Origin of the sequence: Devosia sp. MC521 (assembly GCF_014127105.1) — a bacterium.
GTDB lineage: Bacteria > Pseudomonadota > Alphaproteobacteria > Rhizobiales > Devosiaceae > Devosia.
In genome coordinates, this window is record NZ_CP059902.1 from 873,733 (window position 1) to 896,834 (window position 23,102).

Sequence of the window (23,102 nt, forward strand, 5' to 3'; positions counted from 1 at the left end):
CGCCAATGTACCCAACGGGGCCGTAAGCTTGCTTATGGCCCCGTTTCTTTTGTGCTGAGCCGACTAACTCGGCTCGAGCTCCTTCAACGTAGTGACCATTTTCAGTGCCGCGCGCTGTGCCAGCTCTTCGCTATTGGCCGCGACAAAGAACGGATTGAGGTAATTGCTCTCTGCCTTTTTATAGGCGAGGGGGAGTCCGTCGAGGGTCAGAACGACGCCGCCAGCGGCTTCCAGAACCGCTTGGCCTGCCGCTGTATCCCACTCATTGGTCGGCGTGAAACGCGGATAAAGTTGCGCATCGCCGCGAGCCAAAAGACAGAACTTGAGCGACGAGCCCACCGACACATCTTCTTCGATAGCGAAGTGTTCGCAAAGCTTTTCCAAGGCCACATGCCCATGCGAGCGACTGGCCACCACACGCATGATGTCGGAGGACTGCACTTGCAACGGCACGATATTGGTGACTTCGTCATCGACAACCACAGCGCTCCAAGCGCCATTTCTGTCGCCAACGAACAGCTCTCCGCTGACGGGCGCGAGGACGACGCCCATGACGGGTCTCACGCCCTCTACCAGCGCAATATTGACCGTGAACTCGCCATTGCGCTTGATGAATTCCTTCGTCCCGTCGAGCGGGTCCACGACGAAGAACTTCTCACCCAGCTCGGGAATGTAGCCTGCCGCTGCGCTTTCCTCAGCGAGAACGGGAATGCCCGTTGTGTTGAGGTGCTCCAAAATGACCGCTTCAGCTGCACCATCCGCCTCTGTCACGGGCGATCCATCGCTCTTGCTGACCACAGCGATAGGCCGATGGTAAACTTCGCAGATCACCTTAGCGGCGTCGATGGACGCGCGGATAGCAAGCGCGGTGATGGGATCAGTCGAGAGGGGAAGCATGGCAGACCAGCATATTGCGATCTGTCACGCTTACTCCGTGCCTTGCGCGCTGACAATTCGCGCCAAGGGTATGGTTTTGTTTCGTTCGCTGCTAACGCAGCAAACTCTGCCCCCCGTCGATCCAGATCGGCGACCCGGTAATGTGCTTTGACGCATCCGAGGCGAGGAAAACCACAAGCTCAGCGACCTCTCCAGCCTTGCCTGGCTTGCCGTCGGTCATAGGGATGTCTCCATCTGGAAACATGGCGCGCACGCCAGCGATATCGGCCTCGCGCTGATCGGTATTGTCGTCAATCTCGCTTTCAATTGCCCCCGGACATATCGCGTTGACGCGGATTTTGTCTTTGCCCAGTTCCAAAGCCAATTGCTGGGCAAGAGCAAGTTGCCCAGCCTTTGTCACCGAATAGGCAGACGCGCCTGCGGAGGTAAATGTCCGCGTGCCATTGATCGACGATATGATGACGATCGAGCCGCCCGTTTTGCGCATGTGAGGCACAGCGTAGTGGAGGGTGAGATAAGTGCCCTTGAGGTTCACCGAAATGGTCTCGTCCCACTCGTCAGGCTTGAGATCATCAATGGGTGCCCACACGCCATTGATCCCGGCATTGGCCACAACGATGTCGATCCCACCGAAGGCTTTCACGGTTTGTGCAACAGCAGCCTTCATAGCTCCATCATCAGTGGTATCGGCCGCGATGCTCAGCGCTTTGCCGCCCTGTGCTTCTATTTCGGCGGCCGTCGCGTCGATTTCCTTTGCAGTACGACTGAGCACCACAACGCGCGCGCCCGCTGCGGCAAGCGCCAACGCAGCGGCTTTCCCGATCCCCGAACCAGCGCCTGTCACAAGCGCTGTTTTCCCCGTTAGCTGACCCATAAAAAAATCTCCTGCATTAGTCGCCCAACGCAGGAGAAAGCTATTTGGTTGTCAGACTTAGCCCGTTTTGCCCTTAGTGGCCGTGATCGGCCTCGATAATGGCCTGGCTTAGGCTGCCAGTTGCCGGATAAAGCGGGATCAGGCAGGCTTGCAGCGCGTGATAAATATCGGGCTTGCCCACGAACAGGCGCGAGGTTGGCGTCAGGTCTTCCTTAAGCTCGCTCAACCAGCCGCCGCGCGCATGATCGATCAGATGGGCGTCGGCAAAGTCCCAGAGCTGGCGATACCAGTGCTGGAAATAGTCGTCGCTGTCATGAGCGCCAATGAACGCCGCTGCCCCAATGGCCTCCGCCACCGGCCACCACAGCTTTTCGCGCATGATGGGCTGGTTGTCCCAGTCCAGCGTATAGAAGAACCCGCCGTGGGCCTTGTCCCAGCCCAGTGTGACGGCCTGCTGGAACAGTCCGCGTGCCGCATCCGTCATCCACGCGTGTTTCTTCTCGCCGAGAGTGTAGAGCTGATAGAGCAAGCGCGACCACTCAAGCGCATGGCCCGGCGTCGTGCCCGAAGGGCGGAACATCTCCGAGCCTTTGAATTCCTTGTCGAGCGACCAATCGGCGTGGAAATGTTCGGCAACGCGATGATCAAGCGCGGTTGCGTTCTTGCGGATAATCAACTCGGCAATGCGCTGCGCCTTATTGAGATACTCCGCATCACCTGTCGCCTCAAACGCTGCCATGAGCGCTTCTGTCAGGTGCATGTTTGAGTTCTGCCCGCGATAGGCGGTGATTTCAGACCAATCATTGCCGAACTCTTCGCGCACGGCACCAATGCTCTCGTCCCAGAACTTGGTGTTGATCACCTCGGTGACATCCGCGATCACCTGATCGGCGAGTGGGTGTCCAACGAGCTTCGCGCTTGCCCCGGCCAACAGCACAAACGCATGGCCATAGGCCTGCTTGGTGTCGTCTTGATAGCCGTCGTCATTGAGCGACCAGACATAGCCCCCATTCTTGGTGTCGCGATGCTTGTTCCAGAGATAGTTCATGCCGTGGTCAACGATCGCGGCGGACCCAGGGCGGCCCAGCAGGCTTCCAATCACCGCGCAGTGGATCATGCGGCAGGTGACATGGATTTGACGGGTAGCATTGTCGGGCTGAACGGGCGTGCCGTCATCGTTGAGCTCAAAGAACCCACCCTTGGGATTGACCGATGTCGCCTCAAAGAAATCAAAAAGCTGATTGGCCTGAGCCGTCAGATACTGACGATGAAACGGGCGGTCCTGCCAAGCGCCAGCATTGGTTTTGGGCAGGTGAATAGGTGCGTCTGTCAATGCAATCTCCTCCGGGGCTTGCATGGTTCTATCCAAGCCCCAGAGTCGATGCAATTTGCTTGATGTATGGAAGCGCGATTAGCTTTTAGCGTACCAAGCCTCAACGCGGCGCACTTCCTCGGCGGAGCCCAGAATAACCGGAATACGCTGGTGAATGCTTGTCGGCTGGACGCTCAAAAGCGATTGGGTGCCGGTCGAGGCGCGTCCGCCAGCGCCTTCCGCCAGCCATGCCATGGGGTTTGCTTCATAGAGCAGCCGCAAACGGCCGCCCTTGCTCACTGTTTCACTGTCGAGTGGGTAAAGGAAAATGCCGCCACGCATGAGAATGCGATGCATGTCCGCCACCATCGAACCGACCCAACGCATATTGTAGCGCTTGCCGGCGGGGCCAGTTTCCCCAGCAATGCTCTCGCGCACATAGCCGGCGGTTGCCGCATCCCAAAAGCGCTCTCGCGCCGTATTGATGGCAAATTCACCTGTGGCGTCGGGGATCTTTGCCTCGGCAATAATCTCGATCCATTCGCCCGAAGTGTCGAGCGCAAAGCCAGAGGTTCTGCCCTTGATGCGCAATACCATCGTGGTAGCGTGGCCATAGGCAATATAGCCTGCAGCGACCTGCGCTGTGCCCTTCTGGAGTGGACCGCCGAGCGTCGGAAGGACGGAAAAGATCGTCCCAACGGTAACGTTCACGTCGAGGTTAGATGAACCATCAAGGGGGTCTGTCGCGACGATAAACGGTGCATCAACAGACAGCTCCACGGCATCATCCATTTCCTCAGAAACGAGCAGCGACACCTTGGGATTGTCCCGAAGATGCGCCAGCACGATGTCATTGGAGATAATGTCGAGCGCCTTCTGCGCTTCGCCCTGCACATTGGTCGCCCCTGCCAGTCCGGTATCTCCGGTAATCGGCGCCATCCGCAAAGTCGCGGCGATGTCCGCTCCGGCTGAAGCCATGGAGGCGATTACGCTCGCCAATGCTGTGTCAGGTGTTTCTAGGGCGAGCCATTGCGCGAGAGTCGTCATAGGGTGTCCTCGATTTGCTGAAACCGACATTGGGGAATGCGGCCTGGCATACAAGCGCGACTTTGGGATGAGGCCCTAGTCGACCCCATCCCGTTTGTCAGCTTGCCGTTACGCTTCTTGAGCGAGGTCAGCGAGTAGCCCCGCAGCGACGCTGAGCTTTGAAACACTCAGCGCGCTCTCGCGGAGGCGAGAAATTGCTTGGCTCGCCTTCGATATACTGTCACCGCGCAGCGCGAGCAGCGTTTCAAACGAACCAGCAGCGAGTGCATCTGTGGTCAGATCGCGCAGCGCCCGCATCAGATTTGCCTGCGCCCGATCCAGAGCTATGCGCTCAAACGGATCGCTCAACTCAATCGCCTTGCCCTCGGCCATAAGGCCAAAAAGCTCAAACTGCCCAGCGACACTGAAATAGGCCTTCGCCGCCTTCGTGATGCTTGTGTTTGAGCGGTTCGCCACCAGCGCAATATCGGTTGCGTGGGCCATAATCGGCAGCTCCGCTATCCGCTGGGCCAGCTCTGAGGGCACCCCATTCTGCGTCAATGCCGATACTCGCGCGTTGAGGTCGTCGCGCTGGCTGCTGGTCAAAAGGTGCCCCTCAGCAAGAAGCGTTTCGACGCCTTGGCGATAGGTTTCGACGATTGACGCAAAATCACCCGACAGCTCCGTGTTACGGATGAACCAGAGTGTTTCGCGCCGCAACAAATCGCGGATCTGATCATAAAGGGTGAGCTGCACCGCGCTCGACACACGACCATCAAGCCCGTCGATTGCCGCGATCAAAGCCTCCAAGCCAAAACTGTCGCGGACGGCAATATAGGCCAATGCGGCGTCAGCTGCAGTGGCACTGGTCGCAGCACTCAAGTCTGAAACAAAACTTGGGCCGCCGAAGTTGATCATCTCATTGGCGAGAACCGTCGCCACAACTTCACGCTTCAGCTGATGATTTTCCACCGCTTCGCCAAACCGCTCATTGAGCGCGGTCGGGAAATAACGGTTTAGTTCTTTGGCGAGGTAAGCATGGTCTGGGGCAGGGCCGTCAATCAAATGATCGAACAGCGACAGCTTGGCATAGGCCAAAAGCACCGCCAGTTCTGGCCGCGTCAGCCCTTTGCCGTCGCGCGCCCGCGCATCGAGCGCTTCGTCGCTGGGCAAGAACTCAACAGGGCGGTTGAGCCGCCCCTCCGCTTCAAGAAACGCAATGAGACCGCGGTGGGCCGCAAGTTCGCCAATCCCTGCTTGCTCCGATTGGGTCAGCGCCAGCGTCTGCCGATAATTATTGTCGAGACACAGCTGCGCGACCTCATCGGTCATGCTGGCGAGAAATTGCACCCGACTTTCCGCGTCCAACGCGCCTTGTGCAACAACGGGCGACAACGCGATCTTGATATTCACCTCAAGGTCAGACGAGTTCACGCCAGCGGAATTGTCGATAGCGTCGGTGTTGATCCGCCCGCCACCCATCGCAAAAGCAATGCGGCCCAATTGCGTCACGCCTAGGTTCGCCCCTTCGCCAACCACCTTGGCTCGGACCGTTTCGGCCGCAACGCGAATACCATCATTGGCGCGGTCCCCGACCTGCGCGTCATCTTCACTGGCCGCCTTGATGTAGGTGCCAATGCCGCCGAACCAAAGCAGGTCCACCGGCGCCCGCAGGATCGCGCGCATAACTTCGGCAGGCGTCGCTTCGGTCTTGAGCAGTCCAAGCCGCTCCTGCATCGCCGGGCTCAGAGGGATCGTTTTAGCCGCGCGTGAATAAACGCCACCGCCATCCGAAATGAGGCCCTTGTCGTAGTCCTGCCAACTGGAGCGGGGCAGGGCAAAGAGCCGCTTGCGCTCGGCAAAGCTCGTGACTTCGTTTGGGTTTGGGTCGAGGAAAATGTCACGGTGGTCAAAAGCGGCGACCAAGCGAATGTGCTCGCTCAGCAGCATGCCATTGCCAAAAACGTCCCCACTCATGTCGCCAACACCAGCCACGATGAAGGGCTCAGACTGCGTGTCATGCCCCATTTCGCGGAAGTGACGTTTCACCGCTTCCCAACCGCCGCGCGCTGTAATCGCCATCTTCTTGTGGTCGTAGCCGGCCGAGCCGCCAGAGGCGAAAGCATCGCCGAGCCAGAAGCCACGCGATATCGCGATAGAGTTGGCCAAGTCCGAAAAGCTGGCTGTCCCCTTATCCGCTGCAACCACGAGATAGGGATCATCACCATCGCGCCGCACTAGGCTTTGCGGTGGCACCACTTCGCCCTCGATTAGATTGTCGGTCACATCCAGCAGCGAGCCGATGAAGATCTTGTAGCTCTCGGTTCCCTCTTTCAGGAAATCTTCGCGCGCCATCCCCGCCGTCAGATGTTTAGGCACAAAGCCGCCCTTGGCCCCGACGGGTACAATCACCGCATTCTTGACCTGCTGGGCTTTGACTAGACCTAGCACTTCAGTCCGATAGTCCTCAGGACGATCCGACCAGCGGAGGCCGCCGCGCGCAATCGCGCCAAACCGCATGTGAATGCCCTCAACGCGCGGCGAATACACTGAGATTTCGCGATAGGGTTTCGGTTCAGCCAGTCCCTCAATCTTGGCGCTCTCAAACTTGATCGCCAGCGCCGGGCGGTCCACCTGATAGGCATTGGTGCGCAGCGACGCTTCCATAAGGTTTTGGAACCGCGCGAGGATCGTGTCTTCGTCGAGCGAACTTGTCTGGCCGCGCAGGATCGACAAACGGCTTCGTGCATCCTCAGCAGCGCGCGTCGGATCGTTCTGCGATGGATCGTGAAGCGCCGCAAACAGGTCGATCAAGGCACAGGCGGCTTCTTTCTGGGTCACCAGTACCTGCGCGATGTAGCGCTGTGAGAACGGCGTTCCGACTTGTCGCAAATAGCGCGAAAAGGCGCGCAGCAGCGCCACTTGCGACCAGGTGAGGGGAGTGGTGGTGATCAGCGTATTGAGTTGGTCGCTTTCAGCATCCTTGTGCCAGACAGCTAAAATCCCCGCTTCGATGTCCCGCGCCACCTGCGCAATGTCCGAGCGCGCATCGTCTCCCACTTCCAGCAGCATATCGTGCAAGTATCGCACTTCGCCGTCGCGGGGGGTGATGGTGTAGCTGCGCTCATCAATCACGCGGAAGCCAAAGTGCTCCAGCATCGGCACACGGTCGCTCAGCGGGATAGGCTGACCCTTTTTGTAGAACTTCAACCCCAGCGAACCATCGCTCTCGGCCCGTGTCCGCAGCCGGACCGCTATGTCCTCGCCAAGCTGGTTAAACACGCCGATATCCTCAAGCGCATCCTCCACGCTCGTGCGGCTCTGATAGGCGGTAGTGAACGCATTACGCCAATCGCTGATATGCGCCGGGTCACTCGCAGCGTCGGCCAGACGATCGCCGAAATTATGCGTCAGCGCCTCGATAGCGTGTTCCAAACGCTGTCTCTCGGGGCGCGGCGTCGGGCCACCATTGCGCCCGATAATCACATGCAGCCTGACGAGCTCGTTTTCGAGGAAATGCGGATAAAATGCAGAGACGCGTCCGTCGTATTCCTGCGCTAGGAATTGCGTGATCTGTGATCGCAAATCGCCGTCATAGAGATCGCGGGGCACATAGACCAAGATCGACACGAAATTATCAAACCGATCCACCCGTGGTAACACGCGCACCCTTGGCCGATCGTAGAGCGCGGCAATAGCTTCCGCGAACTCGGTGAGTTGCTCGGTTGAAACCTGAAACAATTCATCGCGTGGATAGCTATTGAGCGCGCTGAGCAGCATGCGCCCCGCGTGAGCCAGCGGATCAATCGCTGAGCGCTGCATAACCTCGGCGATTTTTTGCCGGATAATAGGGACGTCCGTATGCGCCGCCGATTGCGCTTGCGCAGTATAGAGCCCGACGACGCGCAGCTCCCCGATTGGCTCGCCGCTCGGCCCATAGCGCTTGATGCCGATGTAATCGAGATGCGCACGCCGATGGATGCGGCTGCGCAAATTGGCTTTCGTCACAAGGATAGGCTCGTCGCTTTTTGCAAAGCCAACCAGCTCCGGCGTCGAGTGGACATAGTCTGCCCCGCTGCGCACCACCTTAAAATTAGGCTCGTGGAAAAGGCCAAGACCAGGGCCATCGGCCTCGATCAACTCATCGCCCACAAGGCGGAAGTCCTTCACGCCCACAAAAATGAAATTGTAATGCGTCAGCCACTCGACAAACGCCTTTGCCTCAGCGGCCCCTGCCATTGTCTCAGGTATGGCCTGCGTTGCAGCACGCACCGCAGACAACATCGGCGATAGGTCGGTCACTGCGCTATGCACATCGCGCAGGGTTTGCGCGATCTCTTCGATCAATGCAGATTGATCGGCCACCGGATCAGCCTGGATATGTAAAACGCTCACTTGCCGCTCGGCCGCGCTTTGCGGGCGGACAATAGGATGGGCAAACAGGCGGACATTCCCGCCGCCGCTGCGCACTGCCGCCAACACGCTGTCGACGATATAGGGCATGTCTGGGGAGATAATATCGAGCACCAGGGGCGCACCCGCGCCTGCTGGTGGGGTGACCCACAATTTCAGCTTGGTGGTGTCGATCTCTTGGAGACGCTGGTAAGTGTTCCGCAGGTCTGCCAGCAATACAGCGCTGTCGGCGCGCTCAAGATCGCTAGCGTCTATCGTCTTAAGTGCTGATTTGAGGAAGTCATTTTCACCGCTGTCGTCTGAATTAAACTGCTGAGATGTTTCTAAAATCCGTGAAATGACTTCGTCATTCATGCCGCTTGCTCCCTGACTCGCGTGCCAAGAGTAGGCCGGAAACGGGCGATATGTCTCCATCGTCTGTTTCAAACGCCCATTATGCTACGGCACTTGTTTCATCAGAATGTCACATTGGGGCAAACTGTTTCTCAATTCGGCCTGAGAACGAATTGTTAAACGCTTGTTAATGCCGACCAGAGTGGTAGTGTTAGGGGGTAAAGTGCGGAGGCCCTCATGCGCCAACTCCAACGCTATGTCTCTTACGCAGCCCTCGCGGGCGCGCTGATCCTAGGCATCGTCGTCACCACCCACGCTGGCCCATTCTTTTAGGCTAATGCAGGGTCTGCTGCGGTAGCGCCGCAAAATCTCGCGTATCGATTTCCGGCCCTTGCCAGAAGACGATGTAGAGCAGATCGCGCCCATCCTCGTCGGTGATTTCGATACAGCGCGGCACGCCGAGCTGTTCATGATCGCCTGCAATTCTCTCGATGATAGCTCGCCCCATCTCAGCAGCATTCTGCTCTGCGGCGTCGAGATTACTGTGTTCGCTGCCCACGTCATCGCGGAACAACTCGTCGTCTATGCGAAGGTTGAAATAAAAACGCGGCACGCTCGATCTCCAATCACCCAAAGATAACGCGACAGAGGGCAAAACCGTTGCCACTCCTGTGTTACCCGCTGTTTTTGGGCAGGGCATAGTTACGATTATGCCAAAGCAATGGTGTCGCTTTTGTGTTGGTTTCTGCCTCGATCAACGCTCCGGCAAACAGCACATGCGTTCCCGTTTCCATTGAACCGATCACTTCGCAGTCCACCGTCATAGCTGCGCCAAGTAGTTTGGGGTGGCCCGAGTGCCAGCGTGTCCAACGCCCCACATCGAAGCGCCGCTCTGGTGCAAGCTTGCCGGCGAAAGCGTCTGCAATATCCCTTTGATCATCTCTGAGCAGGGCCAGAGAAAAACCGCCTGTTTTGGCAATCACATCCGCCAACCGGCTGACAATATCTATGGAAATCAGGATGGCCGGGGGCTGCGCCGAAAGCGACATAACCGAGGTGACCGTACGCCCAACCATTTCATCGCCCCGTCTCGCCGTCACAACATGCACACTGGAGGCGAGAGTCGCCATAGCCTGCCGAAACTCTGCTTCGCCAACCGTAGAATTGCGTAACGGACGCATCCGCATGGTGTCGGGCAAATCAAATTCAGCAATCATCGGCAGGGTCGGTCGTTTCGTGGTCAAGATGTCTACGCGGCTCGCGTTCGGTAAAGCGTTTGGCAGGTGATGCTCTGGTGCCCATCGGAGTTCCGTTAGGCAGCAGATCAACGCTGCTCCGAGGTTTTCAGATGTTACTCGCTTGCATGCGAAGCTCAGAAACGGTATTTCCAAGTCATGCCTTTGAAAACCGTGCAGCAAGATAAGTCAAGCTCTGATCGTCAAGACGCTCAGTGGTCGCCCCGCAGCCCGTCGGAGCGTCTGTTGATGGTCCTGAAAATGCACGGCGAGCTGTCGTCTGCCGATGTTGGCGATAAGCTCGGAATCACCGGAGAGGCTGCTCGCCAGCAGCTTTTGCGCCTGGCGGCGGACGGTCTGGTTGAAGCCTGCCCGGTCCCCTCCAAAGCGGGCCGCCCGACCCAGATTTGGTCACTCACACCGGCAGCACAGTCCCATTTCCCGGATACGCACGCCGCACTGACCGTTCAAATCCTCGACATCGTGCGTTCCACTCTCGGTGAAGCCGCCTTGGACCAGATCGTCGCGCAACGCGAGGCCGATACGCTCAAGCTCTATTCTGCCGCCACCGCAGACCTCACAGCGCTCACCGATCGTGTCGACGCCTTGGCGCAGGCCCGCAGCACCGAAGGCTATATGAGTTCTTGGTCGCAGGCCGAAGACGGATCGATCCTGCTCATCGAAAACCATTGCCCAATTTGCGCCGCCGCGACGTCCTGCCAAGGCTTTTGCCGATCAGAACTTTCGGTGTTCCAATCTGTATTGGGCGACGATGTTGCCGTTGAGCGGCTCGAGCACGTCGTCTCGGGCGGGCGTCGTTGCTCTTACTCCATTAGGCCCATTTCATCATGACCCAATCAGATCGCCCCGTTGGCACGCGCCTGCACCGCATAGGCTGGGATACGCCTGAGGGCCTCAGCGAAGAACTGATCCGCGCTGTCGTGGATGAGTTCTATGCCCGGGCGCGCAGGGATGATGTCGTTGGCCCGGTGTTCAATTCCAAAATTGCCGCTGACGAATGGCCTCACCATCTCAGCAAGATCGCCGATTTCTGGAGCTCCATGCTGCTCGGCTCCGGGCGCTACGATGGTCGCCCCATGCCCAAACATATGGGCATCCCCGAACTGTCAGACGCCCATTTCATGCGTTGGCTCCGTCTGTTCCGCGAAACCGTAACCGAGCTGTGTCCGCCCGATATTGCCGCCGTGTTCATTGAGCGCTCTGAGCGTATTGGCAATTCCTTCCGCATGAATATCTTCATGCGTCGCGGCGATGACATCACGCGTCTCGCCCCACTGCCACGAGAAGCCTCGCCTGTCTGGCGGCCAGAAGACTAAGGCACAAAACCCTCTTTCGGATCGCCCCCATATGCGCCACACATAGCTGGGTGGACGCAAGGGAGAGCGAGCATGAGTTTTCGAGCACTGCTGACGAGCAAGACTGAAGAGGCTGGCCTCGTCTCCCAACTTGTCACCCTCGACGACGCGCAACTGCCGCCCGGTGATGTCGTCGTTGACATTGATTTTGCCGGTTTCAATTACAAAGATGGCCTTTGCCTGCTCGGTAAAGGCGGTCTGGTTCGCAGCTTCCCGCACATCGCTGGCATAGATTTCTCAGGCATTGTTCGCGACAGCAAGGACGAGCGCTATGCTCCCGGAGACGCCGTTGTGCTCACCGGCTGGAGGGTGGGCGAGCTCCATTGGGGCGGCTTCTCCCAACGAGCGCGCGTCAACGCCGATTGGCTCGTGCCCCTTCATACCAAGCTCGATACCCGTGCCGCCATGGTGCTCGGTACTGCCGGGCTTACGGCCATGCTGGCCATCAATCGTCTTGAGGGACATGGCCTAACCCGAACTTCTGGCGATGTTTTGGTGACAGGCGCTGCCGGGGGCGTCGGCTCTATCGCGGTCGGCCTTCTGTCCAATTTGGGTTATGCCGTCACCGCACTCTCAGGTCGCGCTGAACATACGCCAATGCTGAAAGCGCTTGGCGCGAAGCACATCATCAGCCGAGACGATTTTCTGGCAGAGCCCGACAAACCACTCGAAACCGCCCGCTGGGCAGGCGTTGTCGACTGTGTGGGTGGCAATATCTTGGGCAAGGTTTTGCGTCAGCTTGCTTATGATGGCTCTGTCGCAAGCCTGGGCAATGCTGCGGGCCTTGAGCTGAACACCAATGTGCTGCCCTTCCTGCTGCGCGGCGCAAACATCCTCGGCATCGATAGTGTCATGCAGCCCCATGAGGCGCGGATGGGCGCTTGGGGGCGCTTGGGGGATATCTTTGATCAAGCCCAATACGCCAGCAATGTCGAAGAGATAGGCCTCGCGGTCTTGCCGGAAAAGGCGCGGCAAATCCTTGCCGGAAAAACGCACGGCAAGCTGGTCGTTAACCCAGCGCTCTAGGAGCCATTCTCGCGCGCAAAAGTGCCGGGTCTTGCAATTGCATCCGATTTGTCGCCACAACTATCTGGATCGAAGAGATCGCCCCGTTTGCGGATTACGGCCGGGGAGGGAGGATGACAGGACGCTGACAGACTCTGCGCCGTAAGCTGAGGGACGGACGAAAAACGTTCGCTATTGTTCTAGGGAGGAACCATGAACAAGCTATTTTTAGCAGCGCTGGTCACCAGCGCTATGGCCGTACCTGCATTCGCAGCTGACTATTCTATCATCGCTCCGGCCGCGCCGGGCGGTGGTTGGGACCAGACGGCCCGTACCATGCAAGAAGCACTCGTTGCTGATGGTATCTCGGCTAACGTGCAGGTTACCAACGTACCGGGCGCAGGCGGCACCATTGGTCTTGCCCAGTTCGCCACGCAGGAATCTGGCAATGCCAATGCCCTGATCGTCGGTGGCTATGTGATGGTTGGCGCCATCCTCACCAACGCATCGCCCGTTACGCTTGCTGATGTGACCCCAATTGCGCGCCTCACTGGTGAAGCCGTTGGTATCGTCGTTCCCGGCGCGTCCGACATTCAGGACATGGCTGGCCTCGTCGCTAAGCTCAAGGAAAACCCAGGCGGCGTGTCTTGGGCTGGTGGTTCTGCTGGTGGCGCTGACCACATCACAGCAGGTCTCATCGCCAAGGCCGTTGGCGTTGATCCGACCCAGGTAAACTACATTGCCTATTCCGGCGGTGGCGAAGCGCTCGCTGCTATCCTCGGCAATCAGGTGACTGTTGGCGTTTCCGGTATCAGCGAATTTGCGTCGCAAATCGCAACTGGCGATCTCCGCCTCCTGGCTGTTTCGACCGACACCCGCGTTCCAGGCTTTGATGCGCCAACCCTTCAGGAAGCTGGCGTTGATACCGCTGTTCAGAACTGGCGCATGGTTGCAGCTGCACCCGGCATCACCGATGAGCAGAAGGCTACTATCACTGCCGACATCAAGAAGATGGCCGAATCCGCAACATGGAAGGCCGCTCTTGAAAGCCGCGGTTGGGTCGACACCTATCTCGATGGCGATGCTTTCACCGCTCAGCTCGAAGCAGATATTTCTGCCACCGAAGCCATTCTGAAAGACATTGGCCTCGTCCAATGATCAACGGCTCACCACAGCCGACGCGTCGCCCCGATGGGGCGGCGCTTATTATCGGCGTCATCCTCGCCATCATTTCTGCTGTGATCTTCTGGCAAACCAGCCAGATGCGCATACCGCCCATTCAGCAAAAAATGGGTCCGCACGTCTTCCCCTATGTCATCGCGACCGGGTTGGCGCTGCTCTCCGTGGGGACATTTATCTCCGCTGCACGAAATGGTTTCCCAGAACGCAGTAAAGACGACATCGGTCCGATCCTTTGGGTGGTTGGCGGTCTCGTCGCACAGATACTCCTGCTCTCAACGGCTGGTTTCTCGATCGCTACAGGTCTTCTTTTTGCCTTCACGGCAAAAGCCTTTGGCCGCGGTCCGCTTTGGCAAACCATCCCTATCGGCATCGTTTTTGCCTTTGTCGTCTGGTTCATCTTCGCCAAGGGGCTGCAACTCTCGCTCCCCATGGGCGTGCTTGAGCGGTTTCTAACCACGGGGAGTTTCGTCTGATGAATACATTCGAACTTCTCGCCCAAGGCCTTATGGCCGCGATGCAGGTGCAAAACTTGATCTACGCGCTCATCGGCGTAACCCTCGGCACTGCCGTTGGTGTTCTGCCCGGCATCGGCCCCGCGCTCACTGTCGCGCTGCTTTTGCCGGTCACCTACAAGCTGGATCCAGCAGGTTCGCTGATCATGTTTGCGGGCATTTACTATGGCGGCATGTATGGCGGCTCCACCACCTCCATCCTGCTCAATACCCCGGGCGAGAGTGCGTCCATCGTCACCGCGCTGGAGGGGAATAAAATGGCCCGCAAGGGCAGGGGTGGTCCTGCTCTCGCCACGGCCGCGATTGGCTCGTTCGTCGCCGGTCTCTTGGCAACCCTTGGCTTAGCCTTCATCGCCCCATTCGTCGTAAAATTCGCGCTCGCCTTTGGCCCTGCCGACTATTTCGCACTGATGGTTCTGGCCTTCGTCACCGTCTCGGCCGCCTTTGGCGATAGTGCGCTGCGTGGGCTAACCGCGCTGTTCATTGGTCTCGGCTTAGGCTTGATCGGTATCGATCTTCAATCGGGTCAGACCCGTCTCGCCTTCGGTGTCATGGACTTGCTCGACGGCATTGAGGTCACCACCCTTGCAGTTGCGCTTTTCGCTATCGGGGAAACACTCAAAACCGCATCGGATCGCGATCAGGTCAACGCTCAGGTGATGGCCGTCAAAGGCTCTGTGTGGATGACCATTGAGGATTGGAAACGCTCGTGGATGCCGTGGTTGCGCGGTACGGCCATCGGTTTTCCAATCGGGGCCATGCCTGCGGGTGGCGCGGACGTCGCGAGCTTCCTCTCCTACAGCACCGAAAAGTCTTTTGCTAAAAAGCCGGAAGAGTTCGGCCATGGCGCAATTGAGGGTGTTGCCGGCCCGGAAGCTGCCAATAATGCGTCCGCCGCGGGCACGCTTGTACCGCTGCTGACGCTCGGCCTGCCGACAACAGCAACCGCTGCGATTATGTTGGCGGGCTTCCAGCAGTTCGGTCTGCAGCCGGGCCCATTGCTCTTCACCAACAACTCCAGCCTCGTCTGGGCGCTGATTGCTTCGCTTCTGGTCGCCAACTTCATGCTTCTGGTTCTCAACCTGCCGCTGATTGGCCTCTGGGTGAAACTCCTCACCGTGCCAAAGCCGTGGCTCTATGGCGGCATTCTGGTGTTCGCGACACTGGGTACACTCGGCGCCAATGGGGCGATGTCTATGGGTATTGGCCCAGTTCGCATCTCGTTCGAGCTGGTGCTGCTGCTGGTCTTTGGCGTCTTGGGTTACATCCTGCGCCGCTTTGGCTATCCAATCGCGCCGGTGGTGGTCGGGCTTATTCTCGGCCCTATGGCCGAGCAGCAATTGCGCCGGGCGCTGGCGATCAGCCAGGGCGACATTGGCTATCTCTTCGCCTCGCCGATCGCCATCGTGCTCTATGTGGCAGCCTTTATCGCGGTGGCTGTGCCCATGTACTTCCGCCTCAAAGGCAAGGGGCAAGTGCTCGGCAGCCTCGCCAGCGACGAAGACTAAAAACAAAAGCCCGGCCGAGTGATCAGCCGGGCTTAATTTTTCTGCGAGGAAAGGCTCTCTAGCCTTAGCGGCGGATGCTCTCGAACTGCGCTGGGTCAATGCCCAGTGCGTTGAGGTGCTTAGCCTTCGGTGCGCGTCCGCCTTCAACAGCTGCCGAAACTGCAGCAGCGCTGCCGAATACGGTCACAAAGGTGTCGAGGGTCGCAAAGAACTTGTTCTTGCGGGCGGTGCTCATCGGTCTATCCTTTCTGGGCCCGTGACATTCACGGGACGTTGCATGCCCTTAAGATAGGTTGCTTTCCGCCCAAGAGTACCGGGCCTTTGCTCAAAACAGCCATGCACTGAGCGCTTGGCCTTGCTTAGTTCTTTGGCGACACGATCTCCTGCCAGGTTTCCAAAAACCTTTGGCGCCGCAGCGTATCAAGCGAAACGAGCAGTCCCGGTCCCAGCGGAATAGGCTGGATCACGCCGCGCCCGAGCGCGGCAATCGTCTCGCTCGACCATTCGCCGTCAGTATTGGGAATAACCGAGCCAAGCGCGGTGGGCCCCGCTGCCACAGCTTGCCCGTCGGGCGACAGCGCGAAGTCGACAAACGCCTTGGCGAGATCGGTGTGGTCCGCCGTCTGCGGGATGAACATCGAGCGTGTCAGGACCAACACGTAATCGTCCGGCACCACGATTTCGATATTGGCTCCCTCCGCTTTGCGAGCAAAGGCATAGGACCCCAGGACATTGAACCCCAGCGCCAGGCGTCCCTCAGCAACGCCGTTCAAGATGGCCGGGCTCGATCCCGAAAACTCCGCGTCAACCCGTCCAAAAGCGGTAGCTAATCGCCAGAAGGTCGATGATATCATCTGGTCCTGCGCAGCCAACAAATAACCCACACCTGATAGGGCGATGTCATAGGTCGAGATGCGCCCGGAAAATCTCTCCGCCTGCGCTTCGAGCAGTTCTGCCAGAGTGAGATGGGTGCGTGGCACTTCCTCTGCAGCGACCAAATCGGGATTATAGATCGTCACCGCGGGCTCAAACGTGAACCCGAAAACCTCGTTGCGCCAATGCGCCCAATCCGGCAGCGCGCCGAGATAGGGGCTGTCATAGGCCAGCGCATAGCCATCATTAGCCAGCTTGACCTGCAAGTCCGATGCCGAGCTGATGATGAGGTCGGTGCCTTCTATGATCGTACCATCGAGGAAGGCCTCATAAAGGGGCAGGGATGCCATTTCCTCATAGTGCACCTCGACCTGCGGATGCAGCTGCTGGAACCGTTCTATAAAATGCGCAAAGAGCGGGGTATCGGTTACCCCTACAATGGTCAGAACCGTAGGGCTGGTTTCATCGAGTGCAGGATACCGGGTCGACGCCGCCAATGGCGACACCATGGGGATGAGGCTGACTGCTAAAGCGACGCCGACAACCCAAGACCATTGCGTCAAATGGTTCTTTGGCATGGGAAACTTCATCTCGACGTTCAATCCACCTTCCGAGCGGTCTTTCAGTGTCAGCTGCCCCTTATGCGCTTCGACCACGCGCGCGACGATGGACAATCCGAGTCCCGATCCGACCTTGCCCGCACTGGCCTTACCCCGCTTAAAGCGGCCCATGACTTCGTTTTTCTCATGCGCTTCCAGCCCCGGTCCGCGATCAAGCACGCGCAGCACGACATCGCTCTCTGAGTTGGTTACGGCGATGTCGATGGGACCGTCGGAATAGGTCAGTGCATTGTCGACCACATTGCGCAGCATCTCGCGCAATGCCACGCGGTCGCCCGGTATCGTCGCCAGCGCAGCGGCAGGGGAAATGCTCACGCCCACACGCGCGCTCTGCTTTTCATCCAATCGGGTCACCACTTCGTCGACCAGAGCAGCAATCGACGTTGTGCTGCCCTCATGATTATCCAGCCGATGGGAAACGGTCGCTTCCATCAGCAGCTGATTGACCAATTGGCTGGCCTGCACCGCACTACCGTGAATACGTGCGACGCGCTGTCGAAGCTTTTTCGGGTCTTGTTCTTCCAGCGCCACCTCTGCTTGGGCGCGGATGGAGGCGAGAGGCGTGCGCACTTCATGTGCCGCTTCCGCAACAAGGCCCGACACACGTTCCATGGCATTGCGCAGACGGGCCATAAACCCGTTCAGCGCCACCACCAGATGATCGACTTCCACCGGCACAGGCACATCCACCGGATCCAAATCCTCCGGACGACGCGCGCGCAAATTGTGTTCCAGCTGGGTCAGTGGCGCAAACATGCGCGAAATGCCGAACCAAACGAGACCGATTGCGAGGAGCGTTAGCGCCACCACCGGCAGCACGGCATTGGAGAGAATTTCCGCCGCCAAGGCCTCTCGCTGTCGCTGGGTCTCTGCCACATGGATTGTCACCCAACCCGTGTCCGTTGGGGTGGAAATCAACCGCCCCACACTGGCGACACGCACCAACTCGCCGCGATAGGAAACGTCATGGAATAGCGGCACTGCCTCTGTCGTCTCGCGCATGGACTGGGCGAGATCGTCATAGCCCGTCACGGTGCGCCCATCGGGGTCCTCTACAGCGTAGAATACCCGGTCTTGACCGGAGAACATGGCAAAAGCCGCGAACGGCAGTTCGACGATAACATCGTCATTTTCCACCTGAACAGCGCCCGCGATTGTCAGGGCAGAGGCCGCCAGAAGCCGATCAAAGGCGCGGTCCGCTGCGCGTTCGGAATAGTCCCGAATGAAGACGATCAGGCTCAGCGACGAAACCAATAAGAGGCATATCGCCAGAATGAAGATGCGCTTGCGGATGGAAAACCGTCGTGCAGGCAAGTCTGTGCTCAAGATACAACTCGCGCGATATAGCCAACGCCGCGGACAGTGCCGATTTCGATACACGCTTCCGCCAGCTTCTTGCGCAGGCGCGAAATGTGCAATTCCAGCGCATTGATGGACACGCCCTCATCGAAGCTAAACAGCTGGTTCATCAGCCGTTCTTTCGCCACCACCTTACCGATGTTGATGATCAGAATTTCCAGCAAGCGAAATTCGCGGCGCCCGAGTTCAACTGGCGTGCCGCCGATCAGGGCATGCATGCCCGCGACATCTAGAGTGAGATTGCCCACTTCCACCAGGCTTGAGGTTTGCCCGCCGGAGCGACGCAGCAAGGCCCTCAGGCGCGCTTCCAGCTCTCGCAAATCGAAGGGTTTGACGATGTAATCATCCGCGCCAAGGTCAAGGATCGAGACCTTGTCGTCGATCTCAGACCGCGCGGTCATGACCAAAACTGGCGCGCTAAACCGCCGTTTCCGCAACTCAGCGATCACGGTAATGCCGTCCTTATTGGGCAGCATCAAATCGAGCGCGACCACATCAAAGGCATCGCTTTCGGCCGTGGCCACCACGTCCGCTCCGTCCTTGACCCATTCCACCGAATGGCCCGCATTGCGGAGGCGCTGTTCGATAGCTTCCCCAAGATCCTCATTATCTTCGACCAGCAGTATGCGCATTCGCCAGAGTCTCCCTGCATGTATACTAGCGCATTTCGTGTGATTTGGATCGGGTTAGCGGGTTGTTTTTGATAGCCATATGCCGTCCTTATGGCCTTGTGAGAACTTTGCCTTAACGGCGAAAAGAATGCCGATCCGTCTGGATAAAAATCGCTCGCAAAGCCTGAAAGTGCCATCTTTGCTTCGTCATCTGCGGCTCCAGTGGATAGTTGCGTAGCTGCAGGCGAACGGTAATCCGGCGCGAATTCGACTGTAGTTTCTTCTCTCTGTGTTTGTTGCAACTATTTCTGCAAGTGGACTTTTCGTCGCTGGTAGGTATTCATCCTGATATACTCTGAGATATATTGAATAGGGTTCTGGTGTGGCGGGAAAAATAGATGTAAATCGTTAGTGTGACCACGCTCGTCGCAATGCGTCGCCACCGATGTCTACTCACCGAAGTGTTGAGATATTGCGGCCCGAATATAGTTTTAAGAGTTTTGAGGCGCATAGTCTGCGCCTCCTCAGTGGAGGACGAGTTGTCGATGAAAAACGGCAATGGAGCCGTTTCGGATTGTCATCACAACACAGTCATTCCGGCGACGGTCTCAGAAGCGGAGGTAATGGAATCGGAAGAGGCCGAGCGTCTGCTGGCCGATCTGTCGGCTGGCCGTTTGACGCTTGTGCAGCAGGGCATCCATCAGCGTGATAACCCGCAACACACGCTGTACCATGAATGCCTTTTGCGCCGATGTTCCGGTGAATTAAACGGCCCATCTCTGTTCATAGGCATCGCTGCCGCGGAGCGACTTGGTCGTATCCGCCCGATAGACCATTTCGTGGCACTCACAGTGGCGCAGTGGCTGATTGACCAGCCGGAGGCGCGCCTTGGCGTCAATATCTCGGCAAACAGCGCTGTGCTCGACGATCAATGGGGCGAGTTTTTTACGCTCGTTGACGCGCATGCCGGAGTTGCCCCGCGCCTTGTGGTCGAAGTTACAGAGACGGCGGCTCTACCGGTAGGCTATGGAAGTTTCATAGAAGCTCTGCGCTCGCGCGGCATCAAGATCGCGCTGGATGACTATGGCGTCGGCCACAGCACGCAAGAGCGCTTGACGCAAATCCGGCCTGACATTGTTAAGATCAACGGGCACTACACGCGGAATGCGCGACAGGGAGAACCCGCGGCCATCGAATTGCGCGGCGTCGCGCAAGATCTGCGCGCCTTTGGCGGTGTACTCGTCCTCGAGGGCATAGAAACCGAGTTCGATCGAAACACAGCATACATGGCAGGAATTTCGTGGATTCAAGGGTTTGGCGTGAGCCAGTAGCCGGACTAAGCTCCTGTCCGCATCTCGCGTGAATTTCGGGCTGTCGTCGGTGTAACCAAAACGGGCCCTAGGTACGATCACCGCGCCGCGCGATATGGTGAGTGTGGGGGGCTCCAATGGGCAAAGCTCTGGCAACAACCGCGCCAAATTTGGCTAATCTGGCTGCCAATTCGACAAACACTTTCCACTCTTTAAGGGGTGCAACATCCCCCGCTTGTCGCTACAATGCGCGCGCAAACGCGTTGCAAGTGGACGAGGCGGCGAATGACTGACTTGCACAGTGAAGCGGTTGAGATATTGCTCTCCTCGGAGCTTGGCCATATGGCCAGAGCAGTGAACGCAAAGAGTCCCGGAGTTGATGGTGACAAGTAAGCTTGAACAGTTGAAGTCAATGTCGGTGGTTGTCGCCGATACAGGCGATCTGGAAGCGGTGCGCAAATTTGTACCTCAGGATTGCACCACCAATCCCTCTATCGTGCTGAAGGCGCTGCAGAGCCCAGCTTTTGCTTCGCATTTCGACGAAGCAGTTGGCGCACTCGCTGGCGAAGCCAATGCCGTCACCAAGATTGCTGACCGCCTGACCATCGACGTCGGCGCAGCTCTTGCCGAACTCGTTCCCGGTCGCGTTTCCACCGAAGTTGACGCGGACCTGTCCTTTGATGCTGTCGCATCTGAAGCCAAGGCCAAGGCGATCATCGACGCCTATGCTGCCCGTGGCATTTCCAAGGACCGCATTCTCATCAAGCTCGCTGCGACCTGGGAAGGCATCACTGCCGCCCGCGCTCTGCAGAAGGCTGGCATTGATTGTAACCTGACCCTCGTCTTCTCGCAGGCTCAGGCTATTGCTTGCGCGGACGCTGGCTCGTTCCTGATCTCGCCATTCGTTGGCCGTATCACCGACTGGTTCTCCAAGTCGACGGGCCAGACCTACACCCCAGATCAGGATCCGGGCGTCATTTCGGTTCGCGGCATCTACGAATATTTCAAGGCGCACAACATCCCGACCATCGTGATGGGTGCTTCCTTCCGCCATACCGGCCAGATCGAAGCCCTCGCTGGTTGCGATCGTCTCACCATCGCGCCAGCGCTGCTCGAACAGCTTGCTGCCGACACCGGTGAACTGCCACGTGCGCTCGACGGCGCTAAGGGTTCGCCTGCCAAGATCGACCTGACGGAAGCCAAGTTCCGCTGGGCGCTCAATGAAGATGCAATGGCCACGGAAAAGCTTTCGGAAGGCATCCGCAACTTCAACGCCGACACCAAGAAGCTCTACGCGCTGATCAGCGAAAAGATCGCAGCGCGCTAAGTCGCTTCTGCTGTAAATATTAAACGGCGGCTCGGGAAACCCGGCCGCCGTTTTCTTTTGTCTCGCTAAGCCTTAGCGCGTTGCAGCGTAAAGACTGCCCGCACGGCCACCAGAGCGGCAATAGCCGAGCACTGGGCCATCAATGGCCTCAAGGGCCTGGGTGAACTTGATCAACTGACCTTCGCCGAGTGGGCCCGACACGGGAACATGAAAGGCCTGTAGGCCCGCTGCGCTCGCTGCCGCCGCGATGTCGTCAAAGCTTGGCTGGTTTGGGTCTTCATCGTCCGGACGCGCGCACACAATACCCTTATAGCCTGCAGCGACGATTTCGGGGATCTCGGAAGTCTGGATCTGCCCGGTCTGGCCAAAGCGTTCGTCAACAATCTTGATTTTCATCAAACTTAATCCTTCTTCTTATTGAGCCCGTTGAGGGGCACTTTCAAATAGCTCGTGCCATTGTCTTCAGCTTTGGGCAGATGACCGGCGCGCATATTGATTTGCAGCGAGGGGATAATCAGGCGCGGCATCGAGAGTGTGGCATCGCGCGCTTCACGCATCGCCACAAACTCATCTTCCGTTGTTCCCTTACCGACGTGGATATTGAATTCCCGCTGTTCGCCAATAGTGGTTTCCCAACGGATGTCGCGCCCATTCGGTCCATAGTCGTGGCACATAAACAGACGTAACTCGTCCGGAAGCTGCAATAGCCGCTGGATTGAGCGATAGAGTGTGCGCGCGTCTCCGCCCGGAAAATCCGCACGCGCCGAGCCACCATCCGGCATGAACAGCGTGTCGCCGACAAAGGCAGAATTGCCAATTACATGCACCATATCCGCAGGCGTATGGCCGGGTGTGAATAGGGTGTAAGCCGTCAGAGTCCCGATCTGATAGCTGTCGCCGTCCGTGAACAGGCGGTCAAACTGCGAGCCATCACGTTGGAACTCCGTCCCTTCGTTGAAGATCTTCCCAAACGTGTCCTGCACCACCGAAATTCGGTCGCCAATACCAAGCTGGCCGCCGAGCTTGCCCTGAATATAGGGTGCGGCGGACAAATGGTCGGCGTGGACATGGGTTTCGATCAGCCACTCAACGGTCCAGCCCTTTTCCGTGATGAATGCAATGATCTCATCTGCGCTTTCATAGGAAATGGCACCCGACGCGTAGTCAAAGTCCATCACACTGTCGATCACAGCGCAGGCGTTCGAATTGGGGTCTTTGACCACGTAACTGATGGTGTTGGAGTCATCATCGAAGAAGGCGACGACGTCTGGTTTCACCCTGAGGTCCGGCGTGAACGGGATCGGGGCAGCAGTCATTTTAGTCTCTCAA

20 protein-coding genes are annotated in these 23,102 nt (G+C 58.1%); 8 read left to right on the top strand and 12 right to left on the bottom strand.

Annotated features, from left to right (window positions below):
- Nucleotides 1–63: 63 nt before the first annotated feature.
- The 7 genes from cysQ to H4N61_RS04180 form a co-directional block, all read right to left on the bottom strand.
- Entirely contained in the window at nt 64–897 is an 834-nt protein-coding gene (gene cysQ / locus H4N61_RS04150; RefSeq protein ID WP_182395095.1) for a 3'(2'),5'-bisphosphate nucleotidase CysQ, read from the bottom strand.
- 91 nt (nt 898–988) lie between these two features.
- The gene (locus H4N61_RS04155; RefSeq protein WP_169194720.1) at nt 989–1,771 is read right to left on the bottom strand and encodes an SDR family NAD(P)-dependent oxidoreductase; all 783 of its coding nucleotides are present in this window, start codon (nt 1,769–1,771) and stop codon (nt 989–991) included.
- Nucleotides 1,772–1,844: 73 nt separating this feature from the next.
- Nucleotides 1,845–3,104, bottom strand: a complete 1,260-nt coding sequence (locus tag H4N61_RS04160; protein WP_248305917.1) for an AGE family epimerase/isomerase — start codon at nt 3,102–3,104, stop codon at nt 1,845–1,847.
- Nucleotides 3,105–3,182: 78 nt separating this feature from the next.
- On the bottom strand, nt 3,183–4,130 hold the full coding sequence (locus H4N61_RS04165; protein WP_169194722.1) for a class 1 fructose-bisphosphatase: 948 nt from the start codon (nt 4,128–4,130) through the stop codon (nt 3,183–3,185).
- 108 nt (nt 4,131–4,238) lie between these two features.
- Nucleotides 4,239–8,876, bottom strand: a complete 4,638-nt coding sequence (locus tag H4N61_RS04170) for an NAD-glutamate dehydrogenase (protein WP_182395097.1) — start codon at nt 8,874–8,876, stop codon at nt 4,239–4,241.
- 313 nt (nt 8,877–9,189) lie between these two features.
- Complete coding sequence (locus H4N61_RS04175; RefSeq protein WP_169194724.1) at nt 9,190–9,468, bottom strand: hypothetical protein; 279 nt, start codon at nt 9,466–9,468, stop codon at nt 9,190–9,192.
- A gap of 61 nt (nt 9,469–9,529) precedes the next feature.
- Nucleotides 9,530–10,072 carry a flavin reductase family protein gene (locus H4N61_RS04180; RefSeq protein WP_169194725.1) on the bottom strand — a complete coding sequence of 181 codons (543 nt, stop codon included), beginning with the start codon at nt 10,070–10,072 and terminating at the stop codon, nt 9,530–9,532.
- A gap of 267 nt (nt 10,073–10,339) precedes the next feature.
- On the opposite strand from H4N61_RS04180, the gene H4N61_RS04185 reads away from it, so the two are divergent.
- The 6 genes from H4N61_RS04185 to H4N61_RS04210 all read left to right on the top strand — a co-directional run bounded on the left by H4N61_RS04185 (nt 10,340) and on the right by H4N61_RS04210 (nt 15,673).
- Nucleotides 10,340–10,942 (top strand): metalloregulator ArsR/SmtB family transcription factor, encoded by a 603-nt coding sequence (locus tag H4N61_RS04185; protein ID WP_199368521.1) that lies wholly within the window; start codon nt 10,340–10,342, stop codon nt 10,940–10,942.
- Nucleotides 10,939–11,427, top strand: a complete 489-nt coding sequence (locus H4N61_RS04190; RefSeq protein WP_169194727.1) for a group III truncated hemoglobin — start codon at nt 10,939–10,941, stop codon at nt 11,425–11,427. The genes H4N61_RS04185 and H4N61_RS04190 overlap by 4 nt, the downstream gene beginning before the upstream one ends.
- Before the next feature lie 72 nt (nt 11,428–11,499).
- A complete protein-coding gene (locus H4N61_RS04195; protein WP_169194728.1) occupies nt 11,500–12,492 on the top strand; it encodes an acryloyl-CoA reductase in 993 nt (330 codons plus the stop codon).
- Between the two features lie 192 nt (nt 12,493–12,684).
- Nucleotides 12,685–13,629, top strand: coding sequence for a tripartite tricarboxylate transporter substrate binding protein (locus tag H4N61_RS04200; protein WP_169194729.1), 945 nt, complete (start codon nt 12,685–12,687; stop codon nt 13,627–13,629).
- A complete protein-coding gene (locus tag H4N61_RS04205) occupies nt 13,626–14,126 on the top strand; it encodes a tripartite tricarboxylate transporter TctB family protein (protein ID WP_169194730.1) in 501 nt (166 codons plus the stop codon). The genes H4N61_RS04200 and H4N61_RS04205 overlap by 4 nt, the downstream gene beginning before the upstream one ends.
- Entirely contained in the window at nt 14,126–15,673 is a 1,548-nt protein-coding gene (locus H4N61_RS04210; RefSeq protein WP_182395099.1) for a tripartite tricarboxylate transporter permease, read from the top strand. The genes H4N61_RS04205 and H4N61_RS04210 overlap by 1 nt, the downstream gene beginning before the upstream one ends.
- Before the next feature lie 64 nt (nt 15,674–15,737).
- Here the strand turns inward: H4N61_RS04210 and H4N61_RS04215 are convergent, their stop codons facing one another.
- The 3 genes from H4N61_RS04215 to H4N61_RS04225 form a co-directional block, all read right to left on the bottom strand.
- Nucleotides 15,738–15,908, bottom strand: coding sequence for a hypothetical protein (locus H4N61_RS04215; RefSeq protein ID WP_169194732.1), 171 nt, complete (start codon nt 15,906–15,908; stop codon nt 15,738–15,740).
- Between the two features lie 124 nt (nt 15,909–16,032).
- Nucleotides 16,033–18,492, bottom strand: a complete 2,460-nt coding sequence (locus tag H4N61_RS04220) for an extracellular solute-binding protein (protein ID WP_210337020.1) — start codon at nt 18,490–18,492, stop codon at nt 16,033–16,035.
- Nucleotides 18,489–19,157, bottom strand: a complete 669-nt coding sequence (locus H4N61_RS04225) for a response regulator transcription factor (protein WP_169194733.1) — start codon at nt 19,155–19,157, stop codon at nt 18,489–18,491. Before H4N61_RS04225 ends, H4N61_RS04220 begins: the two co-directional genes overlap by 4 nt.
- Nucleotides 19,158–19,681: 524 nt before the next feature.
- On the opposite strand from H4N61_RS04225, the gene H4N61_RS04230 reads away from it, so the two are divergent.
- Both H4N61_RS04230 and tal read left to right on the top strand, forming a co-directional pair.
- Nucleotides 19,682–20,467, top strand: a complete 786-nt coding sequence (locus tag H4N61_RS04230; RefSeq protein WP_248306591.1) for an EAL domain-containing protein — start codon at nt 19,682–19,684, stop codon at nt 20,465–20,467.
- A gap of 361 nt (nt 20,468–20,828) precedes the next feature.
- On the top strand, nt 20,829–21,773 hold the full coding sequence (gene tal, locus H4N61_RS04235; protein ID WP_182395929.1) for a transaldolase: 945 nt from the start codon (nt 20,829–20,831) through the stop codon (nt 21,771–21,773).
- A 72-nt stretch (nt 21,774–21,845) separates the two neighbouring features.
- Here tal and H4N61_RS04240 read toward each other — a convergent pair whose 3' ends face one another.
- Both H4N61_RS04240 and H4N61_RS04245 read right to left on the bottom strand, forming a co-directional pair.
- The gene (locus H4N61_RS04240; RefSeq protein ID WP_182395103.1) at nt 21,846–22,169 is read right to left on the bottom strand and encodes a TIGR01244 family sulfur transferase; all 324 of its coding nucleotides are present in this window, start codon (nt 22,167–22,169) and stop codon (nt 21,846–21,848) included.
- A gap of 5 nt (nt 22,170–22,174) precedes the next feature.
- A complete protein-coding gene (locus H4N61_RS04245) occupies nt 22,175–23,089 on the bottom strand; it encodes an MBL fold metallo-hydrolase (protein WP_182395105.1) in 915 nt (304 codons plus the stop codon).
- Nucleotides 23,090–23,102 lie beyond the last annotated feature (13 nt).